Origin of the sequence: Parabacteroides caecihominis (assembly GCF_023656785.1) — a bacterium.
Lineage (GTDB): Bacteria > Bacteroidota > Bacteroidia > Bacteroidales > Tannerellaceae > Parabacteroides > Parabacteroides segnis.
In genome coordinates, this window is record NZ_JAMOKS010000025.1 from 12,809 (window position 1) to 36,194 (window position 23,386).

Annotated in this window: 16 protein-coding genes; 5 read left to right on the forward strand and 11 right to left on the reverse strand. The window is 44.3% G+C overall.

Annotation, left to right across the window (positions count from 1 at the left end):
* Positions 1-19: 19 nt before the first annotated feature.
* Together NBH14_RS19245 and NBH14_RS19250 are read left to right on the forward strand one after the other, a co-directional pair.
* On the forward strand, positions 20-1,819 hold the full coding sequence (locus NBH14_RS19245; protein WP_186959251.1) for a LysM peptidoglycan-binding domain-containing protein: 1,800 nt from the start codon (positions 20-22) through the stop codon (positions 1,817-1,819).
* Entirely contained in the window at positions 1,816-2,484 is a 669-nt protein-coding gene (locus NBH14_RS19250) for a porin family protein (RefSeq protein WP_186959250.1), read from the forward strand. Before NBH14_RS19245 ends, NBH14_RS19250 begins: the two co-directional genes overlap by 4 nt.
* Before the next feature lie 6 nt (positions 2,485-2,490).
* On the opposite strand, the gene NBH14_RS19255 is transcribed toward NBH14_RS19250, so the two are convergent.
* Positions 2,491-3,357, reverse strand: coding sequence for a response regulator (locus NBH14_RS19255; protein ID WP_233567190.1), 867 nt, complete (start codon positions 3,355-3,357; stop codon positions 2,491-2,493).
* A gap of 663 nt (positions 3,358-4,020) precedes the next feature.
* Between NBH14_RS19255 and NBH14_RS19260 the strand changes: the two genes are divergently transcribed.
* Positions 4,021-6,336 (forward strand): family 20 glycosylhydrolase, encoded by a 2,316-nt coding sequence (locus NBH14_RS19260; protein WP_250817711.1) that lies wholly within the window; start codon positions 4,021-4,023, stop codon positions 6,334-6,336.
* 22 nt (positions 6,337-6,358) lie between these two features.
* The gene (locus NBH14_RS19265) at positions 6,359-9,466 is read left to right on the forward strand and encodes a glycoside hydrolase family 2 TIM barrel-domain containing protein (protein WP_186959248.1); all 3,108 of its coding nucleotides are present in this window, start codon (positions 6,359-6,361) and stop codon (positions 9,464-9,466) included.
* A 91-nt stretch (positions 9,467-9,557) separates the two neighbouring features.
* Here NBH14_RS19265 and NBH14_RS19270 read toward each other — a convergent pair whose 3' ends face one another.
* The 10 genes from NBH14_RS19270 to NBH14_RS19315 all read right to left on the reverse strand — a co-directional run bounded on the left by NBH14_RS19270 (position 9,558) and on the right by NBH14_RS19315 (position 21,948).
* Positions 9,558-10,433, reverse strand: a complete 876-nt coding sequence (locus NBH14_RS19270; protein ID WP_186959247.1) for an Rpn family recombination-promoting nuclease/putative transposase — start codon at positions 10,431-10,433, stop codon at positions 9,558-9,560.
* 394 nt (positions 10,434-10,827) lie between these two features.
* On the reverse strand, positions 10,828-11,283 hold the full coding sequence (locus NBH14_RS19275) for an HU family DNA-binding protein (RefSeq protein ID WP_186959246.1): 456 nt from the start codon (positions 11,281-11,283) through the stop codon (positions 10,828-10,830).
* 161 nt (positions 11,284-11,444) lie between these two features.
* Entirely contained in the window at positions 11,445-13,418 is a 1,974-nt protein-coding gene (locus tag NBH14_RS19280; RefSeq protein WP_186959245.1) for a RagB/SusD family nutrient uptake outer membrane protein, read from the reverse strand.
* A gap of 13 nt (positions 13,419-13,431) precedes the next feature.
* Positions 13,432-16,692, reverse strand: a complete 3,261-nt coding sequence (locus tag NBH14_RS19285) for a SusC/RagA family TonB-linked outer membrane protein (RefSeq protein ID WP_250817712.1) — start codon at positions 16,690-16,692, stop codon at positions 13,432-13,434.
* A gap of 373 nt (positions 16,693-17,065) precedes the next feature.
* The gene (locus tag NBH14_RS19290) at positions 17,066-17,527 is read right to left on the reverse strand and encodes a DUF4293 domain-containing protein (RefSeq protein ID WP_128134661.1); all 462 of its coding nucleotides are present in this window, start codon (positions 17,525-17,527) and stop codon (positions 17,066-17,068) included.
* 157 nt (positions 17,528-17,684) lie between these two features.
* Positions 17,685-18,017 carry a DNA-directed RNA polymerase subunit omega gene (locus NBH14_RS19295; RefSeq protein WP_122363083.1) on the reverse strand — a complete coding sequence of 111 codons (333 nt, stop codon included), beginning with the start codon at positions 18,015-18,017 and terminating at the stop codon, positions 17,685-17,687.
* 26 nt (positions 18,018-18,043) lie between these two features.
* On the reverse strand, positions 18,044-18,856 hold the full coding sequence (locus tag NBH14_RS19300; protein WP_007658148.1) for an outer membrane protein assembly factor BamD: 813 nt from the start codon (positions 18,854-18,856) through the stop codon (positions 18,044-18,046).
* Between the two features lie 67 nt (positions 18,857-18,923).
* The gene (locus tag NBH14_RS19305) at positions 18,924-19,349 is read right to left on the reverse strand and encodes an ACT domain-containing protein (RefSeq protein WP_007658150.1); all 426 of its coding nucleotides are present in this window, start codon (positions 19,347-19,349) and stop codon (positions 18,924-18,926) included.
* Positions 19,350-19,371: 22 nt separating this feature from the next.
* A complete protein-coding gene (locus NBH14_RS19310; protein ID WP_128134662.1) occupies positions 19,372-20,673 on the reverse strand; it encodes a phenylacetate--CoA ligase family protein in 1,302 nt (433 codons plus the stop codon).
* Between the two features lie 93 nt (positions 20,674-20,766).
* Positions 20,767-21,948 carry a DUF4934 domain-containing protein gene (locus tag NBH14_RS19315; RefSeq protein ID WP_186959243.1) on the reverse strand — a complete coding sequence of 394 codons (1,182 nt, stop codon included), beginning with the start codon at positions 21,946-21,948 and terminating at the stop codon, positions 20,767-20,769.
* 253 nt (positions 21,949-22,201) lie between these two features.
* On the opposite strand from NBH14_RS19315, the gene NBH14_RS19320 reads away from it, so the two are divergent.
* Positions 22,202-23,368, forward strand: a complete 1,167-nt coding sequence (locus NBH14_RS19320; RefSeq protein ID WP_186959242.1) for an MFS transporter — start codon at positions 22,202-22,204, stop codon at positions 23,366-23,368.
* The last annotated feature ends 18 nt before the right edge of the window (positions 23,369-23,386 follow it).

The window sequence follows — 23,386 nt, forward strand, 5'->3', positions numbered from 1 at the left end:
CAAATATTCGAATCAGCAAATGAATAAGATTAGTATATACGTATTGACGTTATGCCTGAGTTTTTCCGCTGTCTCCTTGTATTCACAAAACAACAGAGCACGGATCATTACTACTAACGAATTAAATGATAATATATTTTATCATACGATTGAACGGGGACAAACAGTCTACTCGATCGCTACCATGTACGGAGTAACTGTCGACGACATTTATCACCTGAATCCCGAAAGTCGCGAATCAATAAAGGCCGGAGCCACCTTAAAAATCCCGCAAAAGGATGTAAGTTCCGCTCCGATGGGAAACGCTGAAGATAATTATCTGTATCATACTATACAACCTAAAGAAACGCTGTATTCATTATCTATCCGGTACAAAGTGCCCGGTCCTGATATTATCGCGGCAAACCCGGGATTATCCGTTTCCACCTTTACCATTGGCAAGACGATCCGTATCCCGGCAACTCCTATAGAAACACTGCCGACCAAAGAAGTAAAGACCGTAACCAAGGAAATCGAATATACGATCGCCAAGAAAGAAACGATGTACCGCATTTGCCGGAAATTCAATGTGTCCAGTGCAGAACTGATCAAAAGGAACCCCGAACTGAAAAACGGAGTAAAAGCCGGTATGGTCATTAAAATACCGGTAGAGACTAAAGAGACAGTGACTGAAACAGCTCCTGCCATGCATGAAAGAGACGTCAATGCCCTTTTGTCGATCCCCCAAGAGATCAAGCGCGTCAATATGATCAAGGTAGCTTTGTTATTGCCGTTCATGACAAACGAAGCAACTCCATCTGCAAACACGTTGCGTTTTATTGAATATTACGAAGGTATGCTGCTGGCTGTCGACAGCCTTCGTAACAGCGGTTGTTCGATCGAACTTTCCGTCTTCGATACTGGCAACGGAACCAAGAAGGTGAAAGAAATCCTGAAAGAAGATGCTTTGAAGGAAGCCAACCTGATCATCGGAGCCGTACAAAACGACCAGATCGCTCCCGTTGCCGAATTTGCAGAAAAGAATAATATCAAATACGTGATCCCATTCACTTCCAAAAATGACGATGTATTATCCAATGCGCATGTATACCAAGTTAATACGCCTCACTCCTATTTGTATGCCAAAGCATCCCAAGCTGGTTGCGACCTGTTTGGGAACGATAATATCATCCTGGTAAAAGTACCCGGCACAGAAGAGAAAACGGATTTCATCAAAGCCTTCAAAGCAGAAATGAAACAACGAAATATCGCCTGGCGTGAACTGACCTACTCAGCCGAAACATTCCCGGTCGAGATGGAAGCTATGCTCAGTACAGATAAACGAAGCGTGATCGTTCCGACTTCCGGCTCACTGGATGCACTGAATAAACTCAAATCGCCTTTACGCATGCTGGCTGAGTCTAAACCCGAATGCAATATCACCATGTTTGGTTATCCGGAATGGCAAACGTATACCCGCGAATGCCTTGATGATTTCTTTGCCTTGAATACATATATATATAGTAACTTCTATGCCGACAACCTTTCGCCCGAAGTTGCTGATTTCTATTCAAAATATAAGACATGGTATAGTAAGAACCTGATCAATACGTTCCCTAAATACGGTATATTAGGATTCGACACTGGTATGTTCTTTTTTGATGCCATCAAAAAATATGGTTCCAATTTCGAAAACAACCTGGACAAGATCCGTTATAAGAGCATACAAACCGGATTCGATTTTGAACGGGTAAATAATTGGGGCGGATTCATCAATACCAATATATTTATCGTTCACTACCAGAGTGATTTTAACGTAACACGTAGCGAAGTAAGATGATTAGAAAGAGTATAATCACATCCTTTTTGTGCCTGGCCATTATTATAAGCGCCATGGCACAGCAAAACAGGTTTCCTCAGGAGGTCTCCGTTGGTGCTTCCTTCGGAATGAACTTCTCGTCCGTAAGTTTCAATCCCAAGGTATATACGAAAATGAAACAGGGGTACAATGCCGGACTGGTGCTGCGCTGGAACACGGAAAAGAATCTGGGGTTACAAACCGAACTGAATTTCAGCCAACAGGGATGGGACGAGGAATTCGAAGAACATCCGACCTATAAATACAGTCGTACGATCAATTATTTCGAAATTCCGTTCTTCACCCATATCTATTTCGGCAGCAACAGATTCAAGTTTTATTTTAACCTGGGTCCCAAAATAGGTTATGCCTTCAGCGAAAAGACGGAAACAAACCCGAACGAGACAAATACGAACGCCGGTTCCAATGAGCAACACAACATGGCCATCCAGAAAAAATTCGATTGGGGATTATGTGGTGGTCCGGGGCTTGAACTGCGTACCGGCATCGGTTATTTCCTCCTGGAAGGACGCTATTATTATGCGCTGGGTGATATTTACGGTAGCCGCAAAAGCGATTACTTCAACAAATCGTCCAGCCAGGTAATCTCCGCACGTATCATCTACCTGCTGCCCATCCTGAAATAAGAATTTTCAACTGAAATGTTCCTGACGGTATTTGGACGGAGTCGTTCCGTACGCCTGTTTAAATACCGTACTAAAATAACGCTGGTTGGCGAACCCTGCCTTCTCTGAAACCTCCAGGATGCTGAGATTCTTATCCGCCAGCAGTTCCATCACACGGGTCATTCTGAATTTATTAATATAATCGCCGATACTGATATCGGTCAATGCCTTCAGCTTATTATACAGGGAGGCACGGCTCATTGCCATTTGCGTGGCGACATAGTTCACATCCAGGTCTGGGTTTTCCAACTGTCTCCCGATCAATTCATTCAGTTTCTTCATAAATACCTCATCCGCATTGCTAATCGTATCTTCTTTAAGAGAAATGACTGCAATATCGCTTTTATAACGTTGCTTAACCGCTTCCCTGTTCTTTAAAAGATTACAGATCATTACCAGCAAGAACTCCAGATCAAACGGTTTCGGCAAATAAAAATCTACTCCTTCTTTATATCCTTGTATCGTACTACCCTGGTCTGCCCTGGCAGTCAACAAAATAACCGGGATATGGCTGACTTCCGGCGTGCTTTTTAATTGCCGGCAAAATTCAAAGCCATTCATACGAGACATCATCATGTCACAAACAACAATATCGGGTACACAATGCACAGCGATATTCAATGCTTCTCCCCCTTCTTCCGCCACATACACTTGCCTGAAATGTGTTTTCAATGAAATCTTCAGATAATTCAGAAGTTCCGGTTCATCCTCCATAATCAGAACGGAATACTTTCCTACAGAAAAGTCCGTGAATAACCTGTGCAGATTGGCATCAACCACTTTCCCTGCCCAATGCAGACGTGTAACTGATGATTTCTTTTTCCGCTTTTTCACGATCAGACAGAAAACAAAGAACAGCCCTATTATAACCAATAAGCTACAACAGAACATGAACCAGGTCATTCCTGATATAACGCTTGTATGAGCCGAATAACAAAAAAAGACATAAAATAAATATATATACACTCTTGTAGCCAACACCTTCAATGTTTGATTAATAGATTAATACCAGTGTTCCGTAAGAACTCATGCCATTGTATCTTAATCAATAGATTATTAAAGAATTAGTCATTGAATTAAATACTTCGGTAGTTTACAGGTAGCTTATTATAACGAATAACCAGAGGAATAGTTACTGTTTTAGAATCTAGGGTGTACAGCCTGACTATAAAACACTATATATCGCTTCACTAAATTTTACCGTATACTTGTTAGAATTAAGTAAGAAATAAAATCCTGGCCCATAAACTATAAGAGAAGCATCTTTGTGTAAAAAAATCTTTTTATATCTTTGCTGAATAAATAAGAGAACATGAGTTCTTACGGAACTAATATTCCTCCAATAACACTTAGGAATCAACATTTCTCCCCTTTTCTGGACAAATATTGAAGTTTTTTGTACAAATCCTGACATTAACCACCAACTATACATCTACATTTGTAACAGCATACTCCGGTAGTATAAAAGCGAAATTGTTAACACTAAAAGTATATCAAATGGCAAAAGGCAAACTCCTTCTTTTTTTATTTATTGGCTGGTTAGTTACCGGATGCACCACCTCCGGTCCGGCTGAAATGAATATCATCCCGCTACCGGAACAACAAGTAGCCGGAAACAGCCATTTCACATTCAGCAAGAATACTGTCATCCAGGTCGAGAACCGGGAACAGGAACCGATTGCCGGATTATTAGCTGATTTGTTTACCTCTTCTGCCGGATTTACACCTGTGGTAAACACTGGCTCGTCCGCCGCTTCCGCCTCCGTCATTTTTTCTACCGACACAACACTCGTAAAAGAATGCTATAAACTGGATATAACCCCATCCCGTATCTCTATCCAGGCAGCCGGCAAAGAAGGATTCTTCTATGCCGTGCAGTCAATCCGCCAGTTGCTTCCTCCCGCCATAGAAAACAAAGAACCGGTTAGTAATATCCAATGGAACGTACCGGCATTAAACGTACAGGATAGTCCGCGTTTCCCCTACCGCGGATTATTACTCGATGTCTCCCGCTGTTTCATTCCTAAAGAAAATGTAATCAAAATCATTGATTACATGGCTATGCTGAAACTGAACAGACTAAATTTGCATCTCGTCGACGGAAACGGCTGGCGACTGGAAATAAAGAAATATCCCCGGTTAACGGAAGTCGGTGCCTGGCGGGTTGCACGCGAAGGGGATTTCTCCCAACGCAAAAATGCTAAACCGGGTGAACCGACACCCGTAGGCGGATTTTACACACAGGAGGATATGAAAGAGATTATTGCCTATGCGAATGCCCGCCAGGTCGAAATCATTCCGGAAATAGAGATGCCGGCACATACCAATTCCTCGCTGGCCGCTTACCCGGAACTGGCATGCCCCATAGTAAAAGATTTTATCAGCGTCATTCCGGGAATGGGTACACATGCCTCTGAAATCGTCTATTGCGCCGGCAACGACAAAGTATTTTCTTTTCTGGAAGATGTGATAGACGAAGTGGCCGACCTTTTCCCCTCTTCCTATATCAATCTGGGAGGCGATGAAGCCTCTAAAAAGAACTGGAAGAAATGCCCGCTTTGCCAGGCACGGATGAAAGCCGAAGGATACACGGACATTGAAGATTTACAGGGATATTTCATGAATCGCATGTCCGATTATGTAAAAAGTAAAGGCAAGCAGGTCATCGGATGGGACGAACTCATCAACAGCAAAATACCCGACGGCGCCACAATCCTGGGATGGCAAGGAATGGGGACGGCCGGATATGAGGCAGGGCAACTGGGACATAAGTTTATTATGACCCCGGCACGCGTCCTCTACCTGATTCGCTATCAGGGCCCGCAATGGTTTGAACCACGTACTTATTTCGGAAACAATACCTTAAAAGGCGTATACGACTATGAACCTATACAGCCGGATTGGGATCCGAAAGTTGCCGCCAACCTGATAGGCGTGCAAGGATGTATGTGGACGGAATTCTGCTATTCGGCAGAAGATGTCGAATACCTGCTTTTCCCCCGTCTGGCCGCCGTTGCCGAAATAGCCTGGTCGGGAAAAGACCGGAAAGACTGGCCCGGCTTCCTGAAACGCCTGGATGTATTAACACAACATTATGATTATCTGGGAGTAAACCACGCCCGTTCCATGTTCAACATCGACCATCTGGTAACAGGCAACAACGATACATTGAAAGTTGCCCTCACCTGTATCCGACCGGATATGGAGATACGTTATACGACCGACGGGAACGAGCCGGTCGCCACATCATCCCTGTACACCGACTCACTGGTTGTCACCAACGATATCACAATCAACGCTGCAACCTTTGCCAACGGCAAACAAATGGGAAAAAACCTGACCCTCCCGCTCCATTGGAACAAGGCCACCGCCCGCCCCGTTCAGGACGGAAACAGCCAGACATACCGCCTGACCAACGGATTACGGGGCAGCAACAAACAATCTGACTTCGAATGGTGCGGCTGGTACGATGAAGATGCAACCTTTACGATCGACCTGGGAAAAACGGAGGCAATGAATGGAATAACAATCGGCTGCATCACCAATTACGGAATGGGCGCACATATCCCCAGCCGGATTACGTTGTCCGTCTCAGACGACAACCAGGCATATACGCAGGTTGCAGAACGCAGTTTTACTCCGGAAGAAATATTCCGCGAAGGAATCCGCATCGAAGACAAGACATTCGACAATCTGAAAGCAACAGGCCGTTACCTGAGAGTCGCCCTGAAAAATCCCGGTAAATGCCCGGACGACCATACACGTCCCGGACAAGGAACCTGGATGTATATAGATGAAGTCACAGTACAATGAAACATATCAATCTAAAATACAAATGAGAAAAACGAGGTTATCTATTTTCGCTCTGTGCTGCCTGGGGATGCTCCAGGCGGCTACAGGGTCGACAGACAACAACAAGCCCGAGTGGCAAAGCCAGTACGCAACCGGACTCAACAAACTGGAACCGCATGCTTACGTCTGGCCTTTTGAGAACGAGAAAGCCGTGTCCGTACGCGACCACGAATCGTCCCCCTGGTACCAAAGCCTGAACGGAAAATGGAAATTCCATTGGACAAAGAACCCGGACAACCGCCCGAAAGATTTCTACAAGCCTTCTTTCTATACCGGAGGATGGGCAGATATCAACGTTCCCGGCAACTGGGAACGGCAGGGATATGGTACCGCCATTTACGTAAACGAAACGTATGAGTTCGACGACCCGATGTTCAACTTCAAGAAGAATCCGCCTTTCGTCCCTTATGAAGAAAATGAAGTCGGCTCTTACCGCCGCACCTTTACCGTTCCGACAGACTGGGACGGTCGCCGCGTGGTTCTCTGCTGCGAAGGCGTCATCTCTTTCTATTATGTATGGGTGAACGGGGAAAAACTAGGATATAACCAGGGGTCTAAAACCCCGGCAGAATGGGATATTACCGATAAGCTAAAACCGGGCGAGAACACCGTAGCCTTGGAAGTCTATCGCTGGAGCAGCGGCTCCTACCTGGAATGCCAGGACATGTGGCGCCTGAGCGGTATCGAACGGAGCGTCTACCTTTACAGCACGCCCCGGCAGTATATTGCCGACTACAAGGTAGTTTCCACTCTCGACAAGAATACTTACAAAGACGGAATCTTCAATCTGGACGTTCAGATTGCCGGTCCGGCCAATCCGGACGCCCGCATCGCTTACCAACTGAAAGATGCCGACGGCAAAACCATCCTGAAAGAGGAAGCAAAAATCCCTGCCGGAGAAAACAGCCGGATTACATTCAAAGAAGCGACAATCCCCGGTATAAAAGCCTGGAGTGCCGAACATCCGAACCTGTATACGCTTATCCTCTCCCTGAAAGACGCTGGTGGCAAAGAAACCGAACTGACCGGAGGCAGAGTAGGTTTCCGCACGTCCGAAATCAAAGACGGTCGCTTCTGTGTGAACGGCGTACCGACATTGGTGAAAGGGACCAACCGTCATGAACATTCGCAACTGGGCCGTACGGTCAGCCGCGAACTGATGCTGAAAGATATCGAGTTGATGAAGCAGTACAACATCAACACCGTACGCAACTCCCACTACCCGACCGACCCGTTATGGTACGAACTTTGCGACGAATACGGCCTCTATATGATCGACGAAGCCAACATCGAATCGCACGGAATGGGATACGGTCCCGAATCGCTGGCTAAAGACAGTACCTGGCTCCCGGCCCATATGGACCGCACCCGCCGGATGTACGAACGTTCCAAGAACCATCCCTGCATCGTAATCTGGTCGCTGGGCAACGAAGCTGGCAACGGCATCAACTTCGAACGTACCTACGACTGGCTGAAATCGGTCGAGAAGAACCGCCCCGTACAGTACGAACGTGCCGAACAAAACTACAATACCGACATCTATTGCCGCATGTACCGCAGCGTAGACGTAATCAAAGAATATCTGAACCAGAAGGAACCGAAAATCTACCGTCCTTTTATCCTCTGTGAATATGTGCATGCGATGGGTAACAGTGTCGGCGGCCTGAAAGAATATTGGGACGTATTCGAAAACGAACCGATGGCACAGGGTGGTTGCGTCTGGGATTGGGTGGACCAGTCTTTCCGCGAACTGGATGAAAATGGCAACTGGTATTGGTCGTATGGCGGCGATTACGGTCCTAAAGGTATCCCCAGTTTCGACAACTTCTGCTGTAACGGCCTGGTCAGCGCCGACCGTGAACCGCATCCGCATCTGAACGAAGTGAAAAAAGTCTACCAGTATATCAAGACAAAACTGACAGACGAACGCAATCTGACCCTCTCCATTAAAAACTGGTACGACTTCAGCAACCTGAACGAATATTCCTTAAACTGGCAGTTGGTTACAGACGACGGCCGCACTGTCCGCCAGGGAACGGAAACCGTCGATTGCCTCCCTCACGAGACAGCTACTTTGACACTGGGTAAAACCGTTTTACCGAAAGACTGCAAAGAAGTCTTCCTGAACCTGAGCTGGACACCTAAGCAGACACGTCCGTTCCTGCCGACTACTCAAGAAGTTGCTTACGACCAGTTTGTATTGGCAGCCAATAAAAACTATCAGCCGAAATATCCGGGTCTGAAAGCATCAGCGTTGAAACAGGACGGCAACACGTTCAACAACGACCGTATAAGCATCTCTTTCTCCCCGGAGACAGGAGCCATGACATCTTACAAACTCGATGGTAAAGAGTTACTTTCAACCCCTCTCACCATCAGCCTGTACCGTCCGATTACCGACAACGATAACCGCGACCACAATGGTACCCGCCTCTGGAAAACCGCCGGCCTCGACAAACTCAGCCAGCAAGCAACAGCTTTCCGCACAGGCAAGAACAGCGTACAGACAACCCTGGCACTACTGAATGACAAATCCGAAACAGTAGGGACAGCGACACAGCACTATAATGTCAACCCTGACGGCACAGTAAAGATAGCGACTACCTTTACCCCGGACACCACCATCGTCAAATCGTTGGCACGCATCGGACTGACCTTTGAAATGCCTGCCGAATATGCACAGGTTTCCTATCTGGGACGTACCGGAGAAACCTACACAGACCGTATCCAAAGCGGCCGTATCGCCATCGACCGGACAGACGCGGAACGTATGTTCCATTATTACGTCAAACCGCAATCGACAGGTAACCGCACGGATATGCGCTGGGCAACAATCACCAACGAAACCGGTAACGGCCTGCACGTAACGGCTGCCCACCCATGGCAATTCAGTATCGTTCCTTTCGCGGACAGCAATATCGATGCATCCACGCATATCAACCAACTGAAACGAAGCGGCACAGTCACCGTCCATATGGATGCTGAACAGGCCGGCGTAGGAACAGCTACCTGCGGCCCGGGTGTATTGCCTCAATACCTCGTCCCGGTAAAGAAGGCAACGTTCGAGTTTATTATCCGGCCGATAAAGTAACAGACTGTTGCAAACCTTATTCATATTACAAAAAATCCCGGAGAGAAAAATTCCCCGGGATTTTTTATGGCTATCTTCTTAATATAAATCTTTAAAGCTGTTCGATCTCTTCGGAAGTCATACCAGTTGCTTTCATTATGACATCAGTCGATATTTGCATCGCTTTCATGTTTTGAACAGTTCTTTGCAAAGCTTCTTGCTGACCTTTTTCAATACCTTCTTCCAGGCCCTTTTCCATGCCTCTCTTCAAACCTTTCTCCTCGGCTTGTTCGATAGCATATTCGGTCGTACATCGCCAATCACGATAACGCTTCAGGACTTCGTCATACACGTCACGTTCATGGGATGTCATTGCATTCACGTTTGCAGCATCGAGTATACGACGAAACGCTTCATTTTCCTCCTTGAAAGGAGACATATCAAATATATCCATATTCTTCAATATATAAATCAGATTCTCAAAAGGAGTTACGCATTCCTCTTTACTCAAATTAAACAACTCAAACGAAATATAAATCTGTTTCAGTTTGACTTCACCAAAAGATTCACCTGTTTCTTCATTCGCCAAGACTACGTTCGTTCGCCAGGAATAAAACTCCGGCAAGCTGAAGTTCAACAAGTAGATACCATACACGGGAAGAAGTTCATACTTCCACCCCGAACCTATCTGTCCCTGACGGGAGATCATTCGGCAAATATAATAAAATCCACGGTTAAAAAAATAGCGTTGGGGACAATTCTGCATCTCCAAAATAAACTTCGTGCCATCTACATCTTCACAAAGACAATCGAAAATAACTGTGCGCTGGTCCAATGACTCGGGTAAAATTTCTTTATCCAGGTAAGTCAAGTCTTTAACTTGTCGCTCGCCCTCCAAGGCGGCATTGATAAAGTCGATAGCTACTTGTTTGTTACCGAATACGGCTTTGAAGCCGCGATCTAACATAATGTTTACGTACTGTTCCATAGTACAAGGTTTTAAATGGTTGGACGTCCGATAGTGAACGATGTGCCAAAGGTAAAAATCTTTTTCGGAATAAAAAACAAATTATATATAAATGTAAAATATACCAAAACCTGCACCTGAATAAGGGAAAACTTATAAGTTCCTCATCTCGAAATTCCGACTTCTTCATCTCATGAAGTTGACTTCTTCATCTCGCAAAGCCAACCTCTTCATCTCACGATACTGACTTCTTCAAGTTTCGGAAAAGACTTCTTGATGTTTCAAAGCAAGTCTCTTCATGTTGCGGAGTTTACTCCTTCATGTTGCGAAACAGAGTTCTTCTACCCGAAAAGCCGAAATAAAAATCCCCTCCGGAAAACCGGAGAGGAAATTTTAATCATTCAGAAAATAGAAATTATTCAATCTCCGGACGGTCACCACCAGACTCGCCAGAACCGCCACCGGTATTTGTCTTGCCTTCAACCAGCTTGTCGATCCATACAAAGTCCACTTTTTGCATAACTGTCTTCAATTCTTCACCGGGCTGGAAATTAATATTTACACAATTAATGTCCGTAGCCTTCAGATCTTCTTTCTTATCCTTACCCTTACTGTTAAGGGATGGAGAAAACGTACCCCAATTACCGAGTTTCACACTATGCCCGTCCGACATCAGACGTTGCAATATTTTTCGAAATTGACGAAGAGACATCAAAGCCTCTGCCGGATTAAGTGTCGTCTCATCAGCAATGAGGTCGGCAACTTCGGTCTCCCCGATCAATCCGGTGGAGTTTTGAACGACATACCATTTTTTGGGTGCATTCTTGTCCCGCGGATTAGCACGCTGGATTGCTTTAATTAATATTGACATAATAAATAGTTTTTAAATTATAGCTTGAAATATCAGAAAATTCAACAGATACTAACTTAAAGGCTCCCCCTCCGTCACGGAGGAGGAAACCTTTCACATCAATTATGCTGAATACCTATGACAAAATCTAAACTCTGCCATTAATCCAAAGTTTATATATTTTATTTAACCTTCGGACCTTCATCGGCAACAAGAGGCCATCCCGGATTCTGATAAATCACGGAAGTTGTCAGGTCGCCCGGATTCTCAGCCGTATTACGGAAATGTACGATCGAAATAGGACTCAGATAATGTGCATCACACCAATCATAACCTTTTCCATACATCAGGTTAGATACTTTGTTTATGATCTCGTAAGGACGCAGGTAAGCACTTTTGTCCGGAGAAGAGACATTAGCCACATCAGATCCGTCGGAAACAAGGTTTATCCCTCGATCAACATATCTCTGGGATAATCCAGATTTCCACAGGTTGACACCTTCCGGTTGCCAGGTCGCATTCAATTGATCTAATGCTCTCCAGCGTTTCAGGTCGAACATGCGCAAGCCTTCTTCCATCAATTCACAACGACGTTCGCGGCGAATGTTATACAGTAACGGAGTAACCTGTTGACCAGCAGAATACACTGCCCAGTCGCTTTCCTTACCTAAGTCTGTAGCTGCGACTGTTACATTATAATCACTCGGCAAACCGGCTCTTTCGCGTAACTGTCTCCAGTATCCCTGTGCTTTACCGTCAATGCTGCTACCATTGTTTTCGATACAGGAAGCCTCAATATAGTTCAGATATGCTTCGGTAGCGCGGAAGATCGGAGAACCCTCTTCCGATTCGTCCCAGTCGCGGCTCCAGTTATTAGACAACCCTTTACGCAGCTGATATCCGGTAACATTACGGCTTTCTTCCTTAGCAAGGATATTGGGCAGTGAGGACAATGTATCCACAAATTCAACCTGTCCTTCTGTCAATACTTCGCTCGGAGTCATCATGAAAAGTTGTAAACGTTCATCACGATCGGCACGAACATCCCCTATACTCATATCGCCCTTATAACCACTTCCGTTTGCATAAACAGGTAATCCGTTCTTCATAAGGAATGTTTCTACAAACTGGCGGGTAAAACCACTGTTTCCCCCTACACGAATATAAAAACCAGCAGAATGTCTTATATTCAAATCAATACTATAATCTCTCCATAAAAGGATTTCAGGATAACCACTCATATCATTGACAGAAAACTGGGCAAAATAAGGATTATTCATCTTTGCAGCACCATCCGCCCATACATGGCTGTTTGTTGCCAAAGGAACATTATCAGCAACCGCCGCCGCCGCATCCTTACATTCTTTCAGGAAAAATGCGATTTCACTTTGGGCGTTATAATCGCTTTGTGGCCCCGGATAACCTGGTCCGTTCGGAACAAATGCCGTGTTGGCATGGTAAGTTTCCCAGCTGGCTTCATACAATGCGACACGCGATTTTACCAGGTAAGCTGCCTTTTTCGTAATGCGATTAGTTCCTCCAGTCGGATTATCAGACAAGAATCCGATCGCTTTGTCCAAATCCTCCAAAATAAAACGGGCAACCTGATGGCGTGGCTGACGTTTGCTAGCCTCAACCAATACTCCTTTCTCATCCGGCAATGTTTCCTTCACGATCGGAAAATCACCGAAAGTCTGTAATTTGCTGAAATAGTTCCAGGCACGCAGGAAATATACCTCTCCGATATAATGTTTCACCATATCTACAGAACCGGTCAAGGTACCTTCCTCATAACGAGGTACAACTGTTTCTAAAAAGTAATTGCAATTATAAATCCCAGAAAAATAATAAGGATCATCGGAATCTTTATCATAATGATCTTTCACTCTCCATTCTCCCGGTACCCACCGATTGTCATACGAACTTGTAGCCTGGTTATCAGTATGATTATCATTAGCCCAAATACCGATTCCAGCTCCTTGATGTGTCGTAAAACTATATTGTTTTAATGCATAAGCTCCCAAATCTGCATCCGACCACAGATAAGTATCCGGTGTAACAGCAGCAATCGGAGTTTTATCCAGAAAATCGTTACAAGATGGCAATAACATCAAACTACCAGCCAATAAAATGGCATATTTATTAAATAATTTCATATCTGTCTTCTAATTAAAAGTTAACACTAACACCTGCTGAATACGTACGAGTCAGCGGATAAGAACCGGAACCATTTCCGTAATCTCCAATACCAAGCGTTTCAGGATCAATACCATCGGGAATACCGGTTATTGTAAACAAATTTTCACCGGAGAAGAATATTCTCAAATTTGAGATCCCCACTTTTTGTGTCCATGTATTTGGCAATGTGTATCCCAATTGTAGATTTTTCAAACGGATGTAAGCGGCATTTTCAATATAGGCAGTCTGTGTTTCCCTGTTCTTTCCACTCGACGTCAGACGCGGGAATTTGGCACCCTTATTTGCCCCCAACCAAGTGTCGCCATCGGGACGGTAGAAATCATAGTTTGTCTCAAACATAGCTGAGTTCCAGATACCTCCGGCATTCCCCCAATAAACCAAGTGTCCGCCACCAAAAGCCCAGTCTCTCTTTGCGACTCCCTGGAAGAACAAACGCAAGTCGAATCCTTTCCATGCAGCATCCAGATCAAGTCCGAATTTGAAGCGCGGCGTACTGTTTCCGATAATTGTACGGTCACCCGGATCATCCACGGTATTTCCTTTCGTTATCTTACCGTCACCATTCAGATCGGCATACATAACATCACCTTCCAACCAAGTAGAAGTACCCAATCCACCTTGTCCGCCATTCGGCAAAGAGGCGATATGAGCATCCATCTCTTCCTGTGATTTAGCAATACCGATAGTTGTCAATCCCCAAATCTCGTTCAGATATTGTCCTTCACGCCAAGTTGAAAGTGAACCGCTTTCATTCGGATATTTCAATACTTTCTGGCGGTCATCAGACAACAAGACATGCACGCCATAACGAAAATCGTTTATCTGATCCCTCCAGGCAACATCCAGCTCAAAACCGGCAGATTGCATATCCGCATTATTAGCTTTCGGCACGGCAGTACCCAAAATAACCGGAAGTTCAGGAGCCGGTCCCACCATATCAAACGTTTTTCTAACGAAGTAATCAAAACTCATAGTCAAACGATTACGCAACATCCCCAAGTCAAAGCCGACATTCCAGGAACTCATTGTTTCCCAAGTCAGCAAAGCGGAAATCAAATCAGGAGCTTTTGAACTGTTCTGGCGTCCCCCATTTATTAACCATGTATTTTCGTTCGTATTGGAAGAAGGGTAGAAAGGCATTGTCTGAATGTACGGATAAAGATTTACCGTATTCTGATTACCTAACTGTCCCCAGGAACCACGCAGTTTCAAATTATTGATAATATCCGTATACGGCTCCATAAATGCTTCACGTGCAATATTCCAGCCTGCAGAGAAAGAAGGAAACAGGTTCCAGCGCTGATCGCTTGCGAAACGGGAAGTCCCGTCATAACGCAAATTTACTTCAGCCAGATAACGTCCGGCATAGTCATAATTGATACGTCCAAAAAAACCGGCTGTCGCCCAATGGTTACGGCCTCCAGTAAGATATTCTTTTCCTGTTGCAACCGTAATATCTGTTACACTTTCAGAAATCAAATCGTCTTTTTGTGCACCTATTTTCCTCCAGTAATTAGATTCGGACTGATAACCGACCATTGCCTTAAATGTATGGTCTTTCAGCAGATACGTATATTCACTGTATATATTCGTATTGAAGAAATTAGTACGTTCCGAATAAGTATTCATGCTCGACTTTGCTCCTGATGAATAATAAACATCCCCGGCTACATTCCAGTTCGGAACCTTGTATCTGGGTTCGTCAGCCATCAGATTGATGGTTTTATAATTGAATTCAACAAAAGTCTTCCAATTCTTGATCGGTTCGATTTCAAACTGTAATTGCTGGTACATCCAATCTGTCTGGTGTTTATTGTTACCGCCCCACATCAATTCTTTAGTAAGTCCAACCAGATAATTTCCATTCGGATCAAATACAGGTTCAGTCGGCCAACGACGTTGTGTATTATAATAGAAAAGATGGTCGTTCAACGTGTTCGGTTGATCTAAATCCTTACGGATAAATTTAGTACTATAATTCGTTTTTAACCAGGAAGCCAGTTGCGCATTGATTTTTGCAGTAAAATTATACCGCTTCATATCTTCATCCCCGTAACGGACAATACCATCCTGCTTCATATAATTAGCAGAGAGATAATATTGATATTTATCATTGCCACCATTCACACTCAAAGAATGTTCATGAGAAAAGCCTGTTCCCCCAAAAATTTCTTTTAGCCAGTCATTGTTATCATTACCTCGCCAATCCCATATAGTCGGAGTATTTGAATCTGGAATAGTTGTATTCGTATTTGTTCCGTTCAAAAAACCTTCAATACGTGTCAGATGCTCAGCATTAAAAGTCGGGGTCGCCCCATCATTCAGATTGATCTGATTAATAAACTTGGCATAATCATAAGAATTTACCATTTTCGGCATATTGATTGCATTAGACCAACGGAGACTATTATTATAGTTAACACTCACTTTTCCGCTCTTACCTTTTTTGGTCGTTACTAAAACTACCCCATAAGGAGCACGTGAACCATAAATAGAAGAAGCGGCGGCATCCTTCAAAACAGAGATATTCTCTATGTCATTTGGATTCAACATATTCATATCGCCTTCCATGCCGTCAATCAAAACCAATGGAGAAGCTTTTGTCACCTTGGTATCCAGTGTACCTGTACCACGGATATTGATATCCATTGTACTTCCAACTTTTGCACCCTGGCCTCCGTAACTGAAGTTCATACCCGGAACCAATCCCTGCAAGGCTTGCGTAACATTAGATACCGGACGTGAAGCCAGTTCATCTGCATTAACAACCGAAACAGAACCGGTCAGGTTCACTTTCTTCTGTGTACCGAAACCCACGACAACAACTTCATCCAAAGCCTGCGAGTCATCCTGCAAAACAATGTCCAGATTTTGTTGGTTCGTGATTTTAATCGTTACATCTTTATAACCGATAAATGAGACTTTCAGGGTAGCTCCCACCGGTACATTCAATGAGAAACTACCGTTCACATCGGTTATAGTACCAATCGTCGTACCTACAACCGCCACATTCGCACCAATGACAGTTTCGCCGGTAGCATCTTTCACAACGCCTTTTATTGTCCGCTCGCTCTGTTGGGCAATAAGGTTTCCGGCACTTTCTTTAATAGTAGGATCAGAGGCTTCCAAGCCTTTTCCTGTGTCCGCTTTCGATGAAGCGGCAGAGAATAAAAAAAGAAGGGCAAACGCCACATTCCAGTTTTTCATTCCTCGGAAGTTTTCTTTCTTCATGTTAAATGTCATTTTTCTTTTAAGTTTTTTCCTTGATAATTTTTTTACTCTGATAGATCTCTAAGGATGGTTTTTAATTCCTTTTCCTGAACTGTGTTCTCTTTTTTAAATCATAGGCATTTTTTTAATAATTTCACACAGCAAAAGAAGTGATATGGGAATGGTTCGATATCCAATATCAGATAAAGAATGTTCGTTTTTTAATAAATCTCTTATTAAACAGCCTATGTAGAACACTCAAGGATAATACATGACATTATTCCGGTTAAATCATGGTCTTGTTAACAAACAAAAAAAACGCAGCCACGTTTTCAAATAACGTGACTGCGTCTGACATATATCCTCCACCCTTCAACAGGATGGTATTTTATTCTTATCTCAAGCGGTCGAGCGAACGAACCAATGCTTCATCCGCACCGATGTTACGGATAGCCAGATAATCCAGGATCAATGCGATTATCGGGAAAGAAAGGGCAATCTTCACACTCAGCGCTGCACCAGCCAGCTGATCTTTCAAAATCCATACAAAGAAGCCGAACAGGGCATAGAAACCCAACATCAGAATCCCGTTAAAGATACAAAGACGGATCTGCAACATCCTCTTCTTAAATAAGAAGATCGTTATCAATGACAGGATGGAGATTACTGCCGTCAAAGCAAAAAGCCCCCAAGTCGGATAAACGAGTTCCGGTTCAGCAGCGATCGTGCTTACGCCTGTTGCATCAAAAGAGTAAAACTGGTCTCCCGCCTGCAACATGGCAAGAGGTAAAAACAATGTTGCGACCATTAAGGCCACGATAATAAGCAAGTAAACTGTTTGTATTCTTTGTAACATAATCTTTTTAATTGAAAATTGAGAATTGAAAATTGAAAATTGAGAACAAAAGAGCAATTGTTTAAACAAAGCACGTATTACCCGCCCGTTGAACAATTGCTCCTATATCTTAAATCGAGAATATAATTTTCAATTCTCAATTTTCAATTTTCAATTCTCAAAAGTTATTCTTTTCTTTAGCAGGGTTCTTATAGTAAACCTTACCTTCTTCATATTCCTGAGCAGCGATCAGAGTCGGCTTCGGAAGCTTTTCATAATAACGGGAGATCTCGATCTGCTCTCTGTTTTCGAAAACTTCTTCCAGGTTATCGTTATAAGAAGCAAATTCCTGAAGTTTCTTTTCCAGGTCCTGCTTCATTTCAACACTAATCTGGTTAGCCCGTTTTCCGATGATCATTACTGTTTCATATACATTTCCCGTGTCGGCTGACAACTTCATCATGTCACGGGTTACCGTATTCGAAGGGGCGTTAGACTTTCTGTAATCCATTTTACTTTATTGATTAAATAATATCGTTAATACGCATCTGTTATTCTCTTGCTGGCATAATCGTAGAACTTCTGTGCCTGTTTTACGTATTTGCCTTCCGGATATTCGTTCATGTAAGTGTAGTATTCATCCACTACCTCACGATAACGACCCTGCAACTTTTCTTCCACACTGGCAATAGCCTGTTCATACTTCGAACGCAAAACATAGAACATAAACTCTTCCCTGTATTTGGAATAAGGATAGTTCTTCAAGGCATTCTCGGCAGTGATCACGGCAGACAAATAGTTATTGTCGCGCATGTAAGTACCCAGGTTATAATACAATCTTACAGCCAGTAATTCCTTGTAAGCCAGTTTCTCCTGCAATTCAAACATGATCTTCTGGGCTTCGGCGGCACGTTCGCTCTGCGGATAATACTCCAGATAGAGCTGCAACTGGTTAATAGCTTCATACGTCTGCGTCTGGTCTAACCGCGGATCGGGAGAGTCCAGATACAAACCATATCCCGAATAATAGCGGGCCAATTCCGTGTACTCGCCTTTCGGATAGGTGGTGTAATACGTATTAAAGTATTGCGAAGCCGTCTGATAATCTTTTTGTCCATAATAGCTCTGAGCCAGCAGGTACAAGGATTCTTCGGCATAAGCAGTTCCTTTAAAGATTGTAACCAGTTCATCCAGCAGGGTAGCAGACTTGTTGTATTGCTTTGCATTGAAATACTTCTTTGCATACGAATACTTCAACTCATAGTCCGTACTTTTCAATATCTTGTTATATTCCCCACAGGAGGATAACAAGACCGTAATCATCATCAATAAAAATACAACCTTTTTCATTCACATACTTTTAGCGCGCAAAGTTACATTTTTTATTGCAAAATAACGAAGCGCATAACGTTAATATTTACAACTTATATAAATCGCTGGCAGCAATAAGCTCCAGTTTGTTGGCTTTCAGAACCTCCGCACACTTCTCCACATTGTCGGGGCGGATGATTACATTAGCCGCCTCTCCTTGCGAGAAAGCATACATATATTCGACAAATATACCTGCCGAAGTTATGATCTCCATCGCCTTAGCCAATGCACCAGGCTGGTTGGGGCAATGCAGGCACACCACATCAGCCACACTCACCGCATATAATTTTTCACGAAGTACCTGAATTGCTTTATCTGTGTCCGAGACGATCAGACGCAGGATACCAAAATCGGAATTCTCTGCCACCGTAAAGGCTGACATGTTCACTCCGGCTTCACCCAAAATCTTTGCCACTTCCGTAAAACGGCCTTTCTTGTTTTCAAGAAAGATTGATAATTGTTTAATTAGCATAGCACTTTACTATTTTTAGGGTTTAAACTAACTTACGATTGTCGATCACGTGTTTTGCCTTACCCATACTGCGTTCAAGGCTACGCGGTTCCACAATCTTTATATCAGGCTGAATGCCGATCACGCTCTGCATACGGGCGGCGATCTTCTTTTTCAGCGCGATCATCTTGTTCATTTCATCCGAATAATAATCCGGTCGTACTTCCACCTGGATCTGGAAAGTATCGGTATTGTTCACACGGTCCACCACAATCAGGTAATGCGGTTCGAATTCCGGCATTTCCAGCAATACGGATTCTACCTGCGACGGGAATACGTTGACACCACGGATGATCATCATATCGTCGCTACGTCCGAGGATACGTCCCATACGGACAGCGGTACGGCCGCATTCGCACTTTTCATAGATTAGGTGCGTCAGGTCACGCGTACGGTAACGGATCATCGGCATACCTTCCTTGGTCAGGGTAGTAAATACCAACTCGCCTTGTTCACCTTCAGGCACAGGTTGCAAAGTTACCGGATCAACGATTTCCGGGAAGAAATGGTCTTCCCACAGGTGGGTACCGTTCTGGCATTCGCATTCGCCACCGACACCGGGACCGCAGATTTCTGTTAATCCGTAGATATCGTATGCTTTAATATTCAGTTTCTGCTCCAGTTCCTTACGCATATTTTCCGTCCAGGGTTCCGCGCCGAACGCTCCTACCCTTAGTTGGAATTCTTCCAAAGGAATGCCCGAGTTATGGATCGTTTCCGCCAGATACAGAGCATAGGAAGGCGTACAAGCCAGACCTTTCGCTCCGAAGTCGTGCATCAACTGAATCTGTTTTTGCGTGTTACCACTACTCATCGGAATTACGGTACCACCGATATTTTCCACGCCAGCATGAGCACCCAGACCTCCGGTAAATAAACCGTAACCGTAAGATACCTGCACAGAGTCATTCTTCGTAAGTCCGTAAGCTGTCAGACAGCGTGCCACCACTTCCGACCAGATCGACAGGTCCTTACGGGTATATCCCACAACAATGGGTTTTCCGGTCGTACCGGAAGAGGCATGCAAACGAACAATCTCGGACATCGGCACAGCCATCAGTCCGAACGGGTAATTATCTCTTAAATCCTGCTTTACCGTAAACGGCAGCTTGGAAATATCTTCAATTGATTGAATATCATCCGGAGTAATACCCATCTCCTGCATTTTCTTGCGATAGAAAGGAGTATTATGATAAACGTGTTCGACAACCCGTTTCAACCGGATGCTCTGTAATTTCCGCATTTCTTCGCGGTCCATACATTCAATAGTTTCGTTCCAAATCATGGTATCAGTTTGTTATCATTTAATTGTTAGTAGTGTAAAACTGTCGCAAAGTAATAACTTTTTTACTAACTGACAATAAATAATAACGCCAAATCAATCGAGACTTACTTCCATAAGGATCAAATTTTCGTCCTCGTCCAATGTTTTGGTTATCTCCAGCAGGTCTCCGCCCAGTTCGTTCTTTTCCATTGCTTCCAGCAAAGTAAAAGGATATAAGGTATAATAGAGCTTGTTATTATTGAAGACAAAGTTCATCATGTCGCCGTTCTGCCAGTCTTTATTTGTCAGCTTGACATGCGAGAAAGAGTTTTCTGCCACATTATATAAATAGAGTTCGTCACGCAGTTTCATTTGACCTTCATCTTTCAGGAAGACGGCGTTGACAAGCATCTGATTCGGAGTCAATGCCCGGATCTCGCAAGCGATCTTTCCATCTTTCTCTGTCGATAACGGCAGTTTGGTAAAGACCGGTTTCAGTTGGCGGTCGGGCGACAACCGATATAACGTATCGGCAGCCGGTTCGCTGATCAGGCATCCTCCGTCGCCGCAGGATAGCAGGTTTCTCATACGGTTCAGCAGAATAAAAGGACGTCCGTCGCGGGTAGTTACGATCATACTGCGATAACGATTGTCGGAGACGATAGGCAGACGTTCGATCTTCTTTCCGGTTTCCTTATCCATCAGGACATAAGGCTGGTTACTTGCTTCCGGGTTATCATCTATTTTAGCGGTCTCACCTTCTTTCACAAAAAGAGCGCCTTTCATATCCAGAAAGACCATTGCATTCTCATCCAGCGATTCGATTACATCCATCTGTAAAGAATCCGGCAGACTGAAAGACCTTTTATAAGTCCCGTCCAAACCATAAACCTGCATCTGGGTTATTCCATCTAAAAAGAGTTCCTGACGTTTCTCATCATACAGGATATGGCGTATTCGGGCATATTCTTCACCGCCTTGCCCCTTGCGATTAAAACGGCTGATCATCTCTCCTTTCTTATTGAAACCGATCACGTCGCCGGTAGAAGACCCGATAAAGAACAACCCGGCTTCGCTGGGAATAAGTTTCATCTGGTCGCCCAGCAACACGTTTTCAGGCGTTTGCAGACGGAAATAACGTACCTTTCCCAAATCCTGCAAAGCGGCCTCCCTGTCCGGAATATCCGCACGAAAATCCAATACAGGCAACGGGCCTTCATTCTTTGCTCCATTCTTACATCCATTCAGTCCCACAACCAACATCACTGCCACAGCACATAAACATATCCTTTTCATAATCCCTTTGAATTTAATACAACATAGCGCAAATAAAGGGATAATATTTCAAAGAAGCAAGGATATTACGATAAATTCGTAAAACATACATTGTATTCGTAAAGCAAAGAAGATGAATGTATACATACCTGTATTTAACATTTCACATGGACTACTCCAAACCGCCGGGAGAAAAATGGTTCGTCCCTGTAAGACGCAAGAGTGATAATATACGTACCTTTGCCCAACGATTAAAGATAGATTTCCGGACAAGATGAAACGAAACATACTTGCACTATACATTATTAAACTATCCAAATGGTTCACCCTGGTCATGCCAATCATCGTGCTTTTCTATGAAGATCATGGACTGGGATTGCAGGATGTATTTATACTGAAGAGCGTTTATTCAATCGCAGCCGTGGCACTTGAGATACCCTCCGGATATCTGGCTGACGTGTGGGGACGGCGCAAATGCCTCATACTCGGATGTATTCTTTTCTTCTTCGGATATCTCTGTTATTCGTTCACCTCCACCTTCGCCGCCTTTGCCATAGCCGAGATACTATTGGGAACAGGGCAAACGCTGGTCAACGGGGCAGACTCCGCCTTGCTGTACGATACGACAGTCCAATATAAGAAGGAAAACCTTTATCTGCGTTACGAAGGGCGTATCACCATGATCGGTAACTTTGCCGAAGCCATTGCCGGTATTTTCGGCGGATTGCTGGCGGCTTACTCGCTGCGTTATCCGTTTTATGCACAGGCACTGATCGCATTCAGCGGCATTCCGGCAGCCTTCGCCCTACAGGAACTGAATATTAAAAGTAAGGTGCAAAGCCCTGTACAGGAGATCGTACGGATCATCAGGTACTCGCTGGTCACTAATAAAAGGCTCTGCTACAACATTATGTTCTCAGGGATTATCGGAGCTGCCACACTCACCATGGCGTGGTTCGTACAACCTTACCTGATGTATATGAATACGCCCACTTCGTGGTTCGGCGTAATCTGGACGGTGCTGAACCTGACCGTAGGGATCGCCGCTCTTTATTCGGACCGTGTGGACAGCTATTTCGGTCCCAAAAAGATGGGCATTCTGATCCTGACATTCGTGGCAGGCGGTTACGTGGCACTCGCCTTCAACCTGACCTACGCAGGGCTAGCCATCCTGTTCGTTTTCTATATCATAAGAGGCTTTGCCACCCCGATATTAAAAGGATACATCAACCAGATGACCTTTTCGGAAATGCGTGCCACCGTCCTTTCCATCCGTAACTTTATCATCCGCCTGATGTTTGCCGCCATCGCTCCGTTCATCGGCTGGCTGAACGATATGTATTCGCTCAGGATCGCCTTACTGGCATCTGCCGCGATCATCATGGTACCGGGAGCCTTATTCCTCTGGCTGCAACTAATGGCGAAGCCCGATAAAGAATAACAGGTGAACGATTTATAA

Bases quoted from the DNA above. Each gene is read 5' to 3' on its own strand.
- NBH14_RS19260 (WP_250817711.1), top strand. From the start codon at position 4,021: ATGGCAAAAGGCAAACTCCTTCTTTTTTTATTTATTGGCTGGTTAGTT.
- NBH14_RS19300 (WP_007658148.1), bottom strand. From the start codon at position 18,856: ATGAAAAAGGTTGTATTTTTATTGATGATGATTACGGTCTTGTTATCC.
- NBH14_RS19305 (WP_007658150.1), bottom strand. From the start codon at position 19,349: ATGCTAATTAAACAATTATCAATCTTTCTTGAAAACAAGAAAGGCCGT.
- NBH14_RS19315 (WP_186959243.1), bottom strand. From the start codon at position 21,948: ATGAAAAGGATATGTTTATGTGCTGTGGCAGTGATGTTGGTTGTGGGA.
- NBH14_RS19310 (WP_128134662.1), bottom strand. From the start codon at position 20,673: ATGATTTGGAACGAAACTATTGAATGTATGGACCGCGAAGAAATGCGG.
- NBH14_RS19280 (WP_186959245.1), bottom strand. From the start codon at position 13,418: ATGAAATTATTTAATAAATATGCCATTTTATTGGCTGGTAGTTTGATG.
- NBH14_RS19270 (WP_186959247.1), bottom strand. From the start codon at position 10,433: ATGGAACAGTACGTAAACATTATGTTAGATCGCGGCTTCAAAGCCGTA.
- NBH14_RS19275 (WP_186959246.1), bottom strand. From the start codon at position 11,283: ATGTCAATATTAATTAAAGCAATCCAGCGTGCTAATCCGCGGGACAAG.
- NBH14_RS19250 (WP_186959250.1), top strand. From the start codon at position 1,816: ATGATTAGAAAGAGTATAATCACATCCTTTTTGTGCCTGGCCATTATT.
- NBH14_RS19290 (WP_128134661.1), bottom strand. From the start codon at position 17,527: ATGTTACAAAGAATACAAACAGTTTACTTGCTTATTATCGTGGCCTTA.
- NBH14_RS19285 (WP_250817712.1), bottom strand. From the start codon at position 16,692: ATGAAGAAAGAAAACTTCCGAGGAATGAAAAACTGGAATGTGGCGTTT.
- NBH14_RS19320 (WP_186959242.1), top strand. From the start codon at position 22,202: ATGAAACGAAACATACTTGCACTATACATTATTAAACTATCCAAATGG.
- NBH14_RS19245 (WP_186959251.1), top strand. From the start codon at position 20: ATGAATAAGATTAGTATATACGTATTGACGTTATGCCTGAGTTTTTCC.
- NBH14_RS19295 (WP_122363083.1), bottom strand. From the start codon at position 18,017: ATGGATTACAGAAAGTCTAACGCCCCTTCGAATACGGTAACCCGTGAC.
- NBH14_RS19265 (WP_186959248.1), top strand. From the start codon at position 6,359: ATGAGAAAAACGAGGTTATCTATTTTCGCTCTGTGCTGCCTGGGGATG.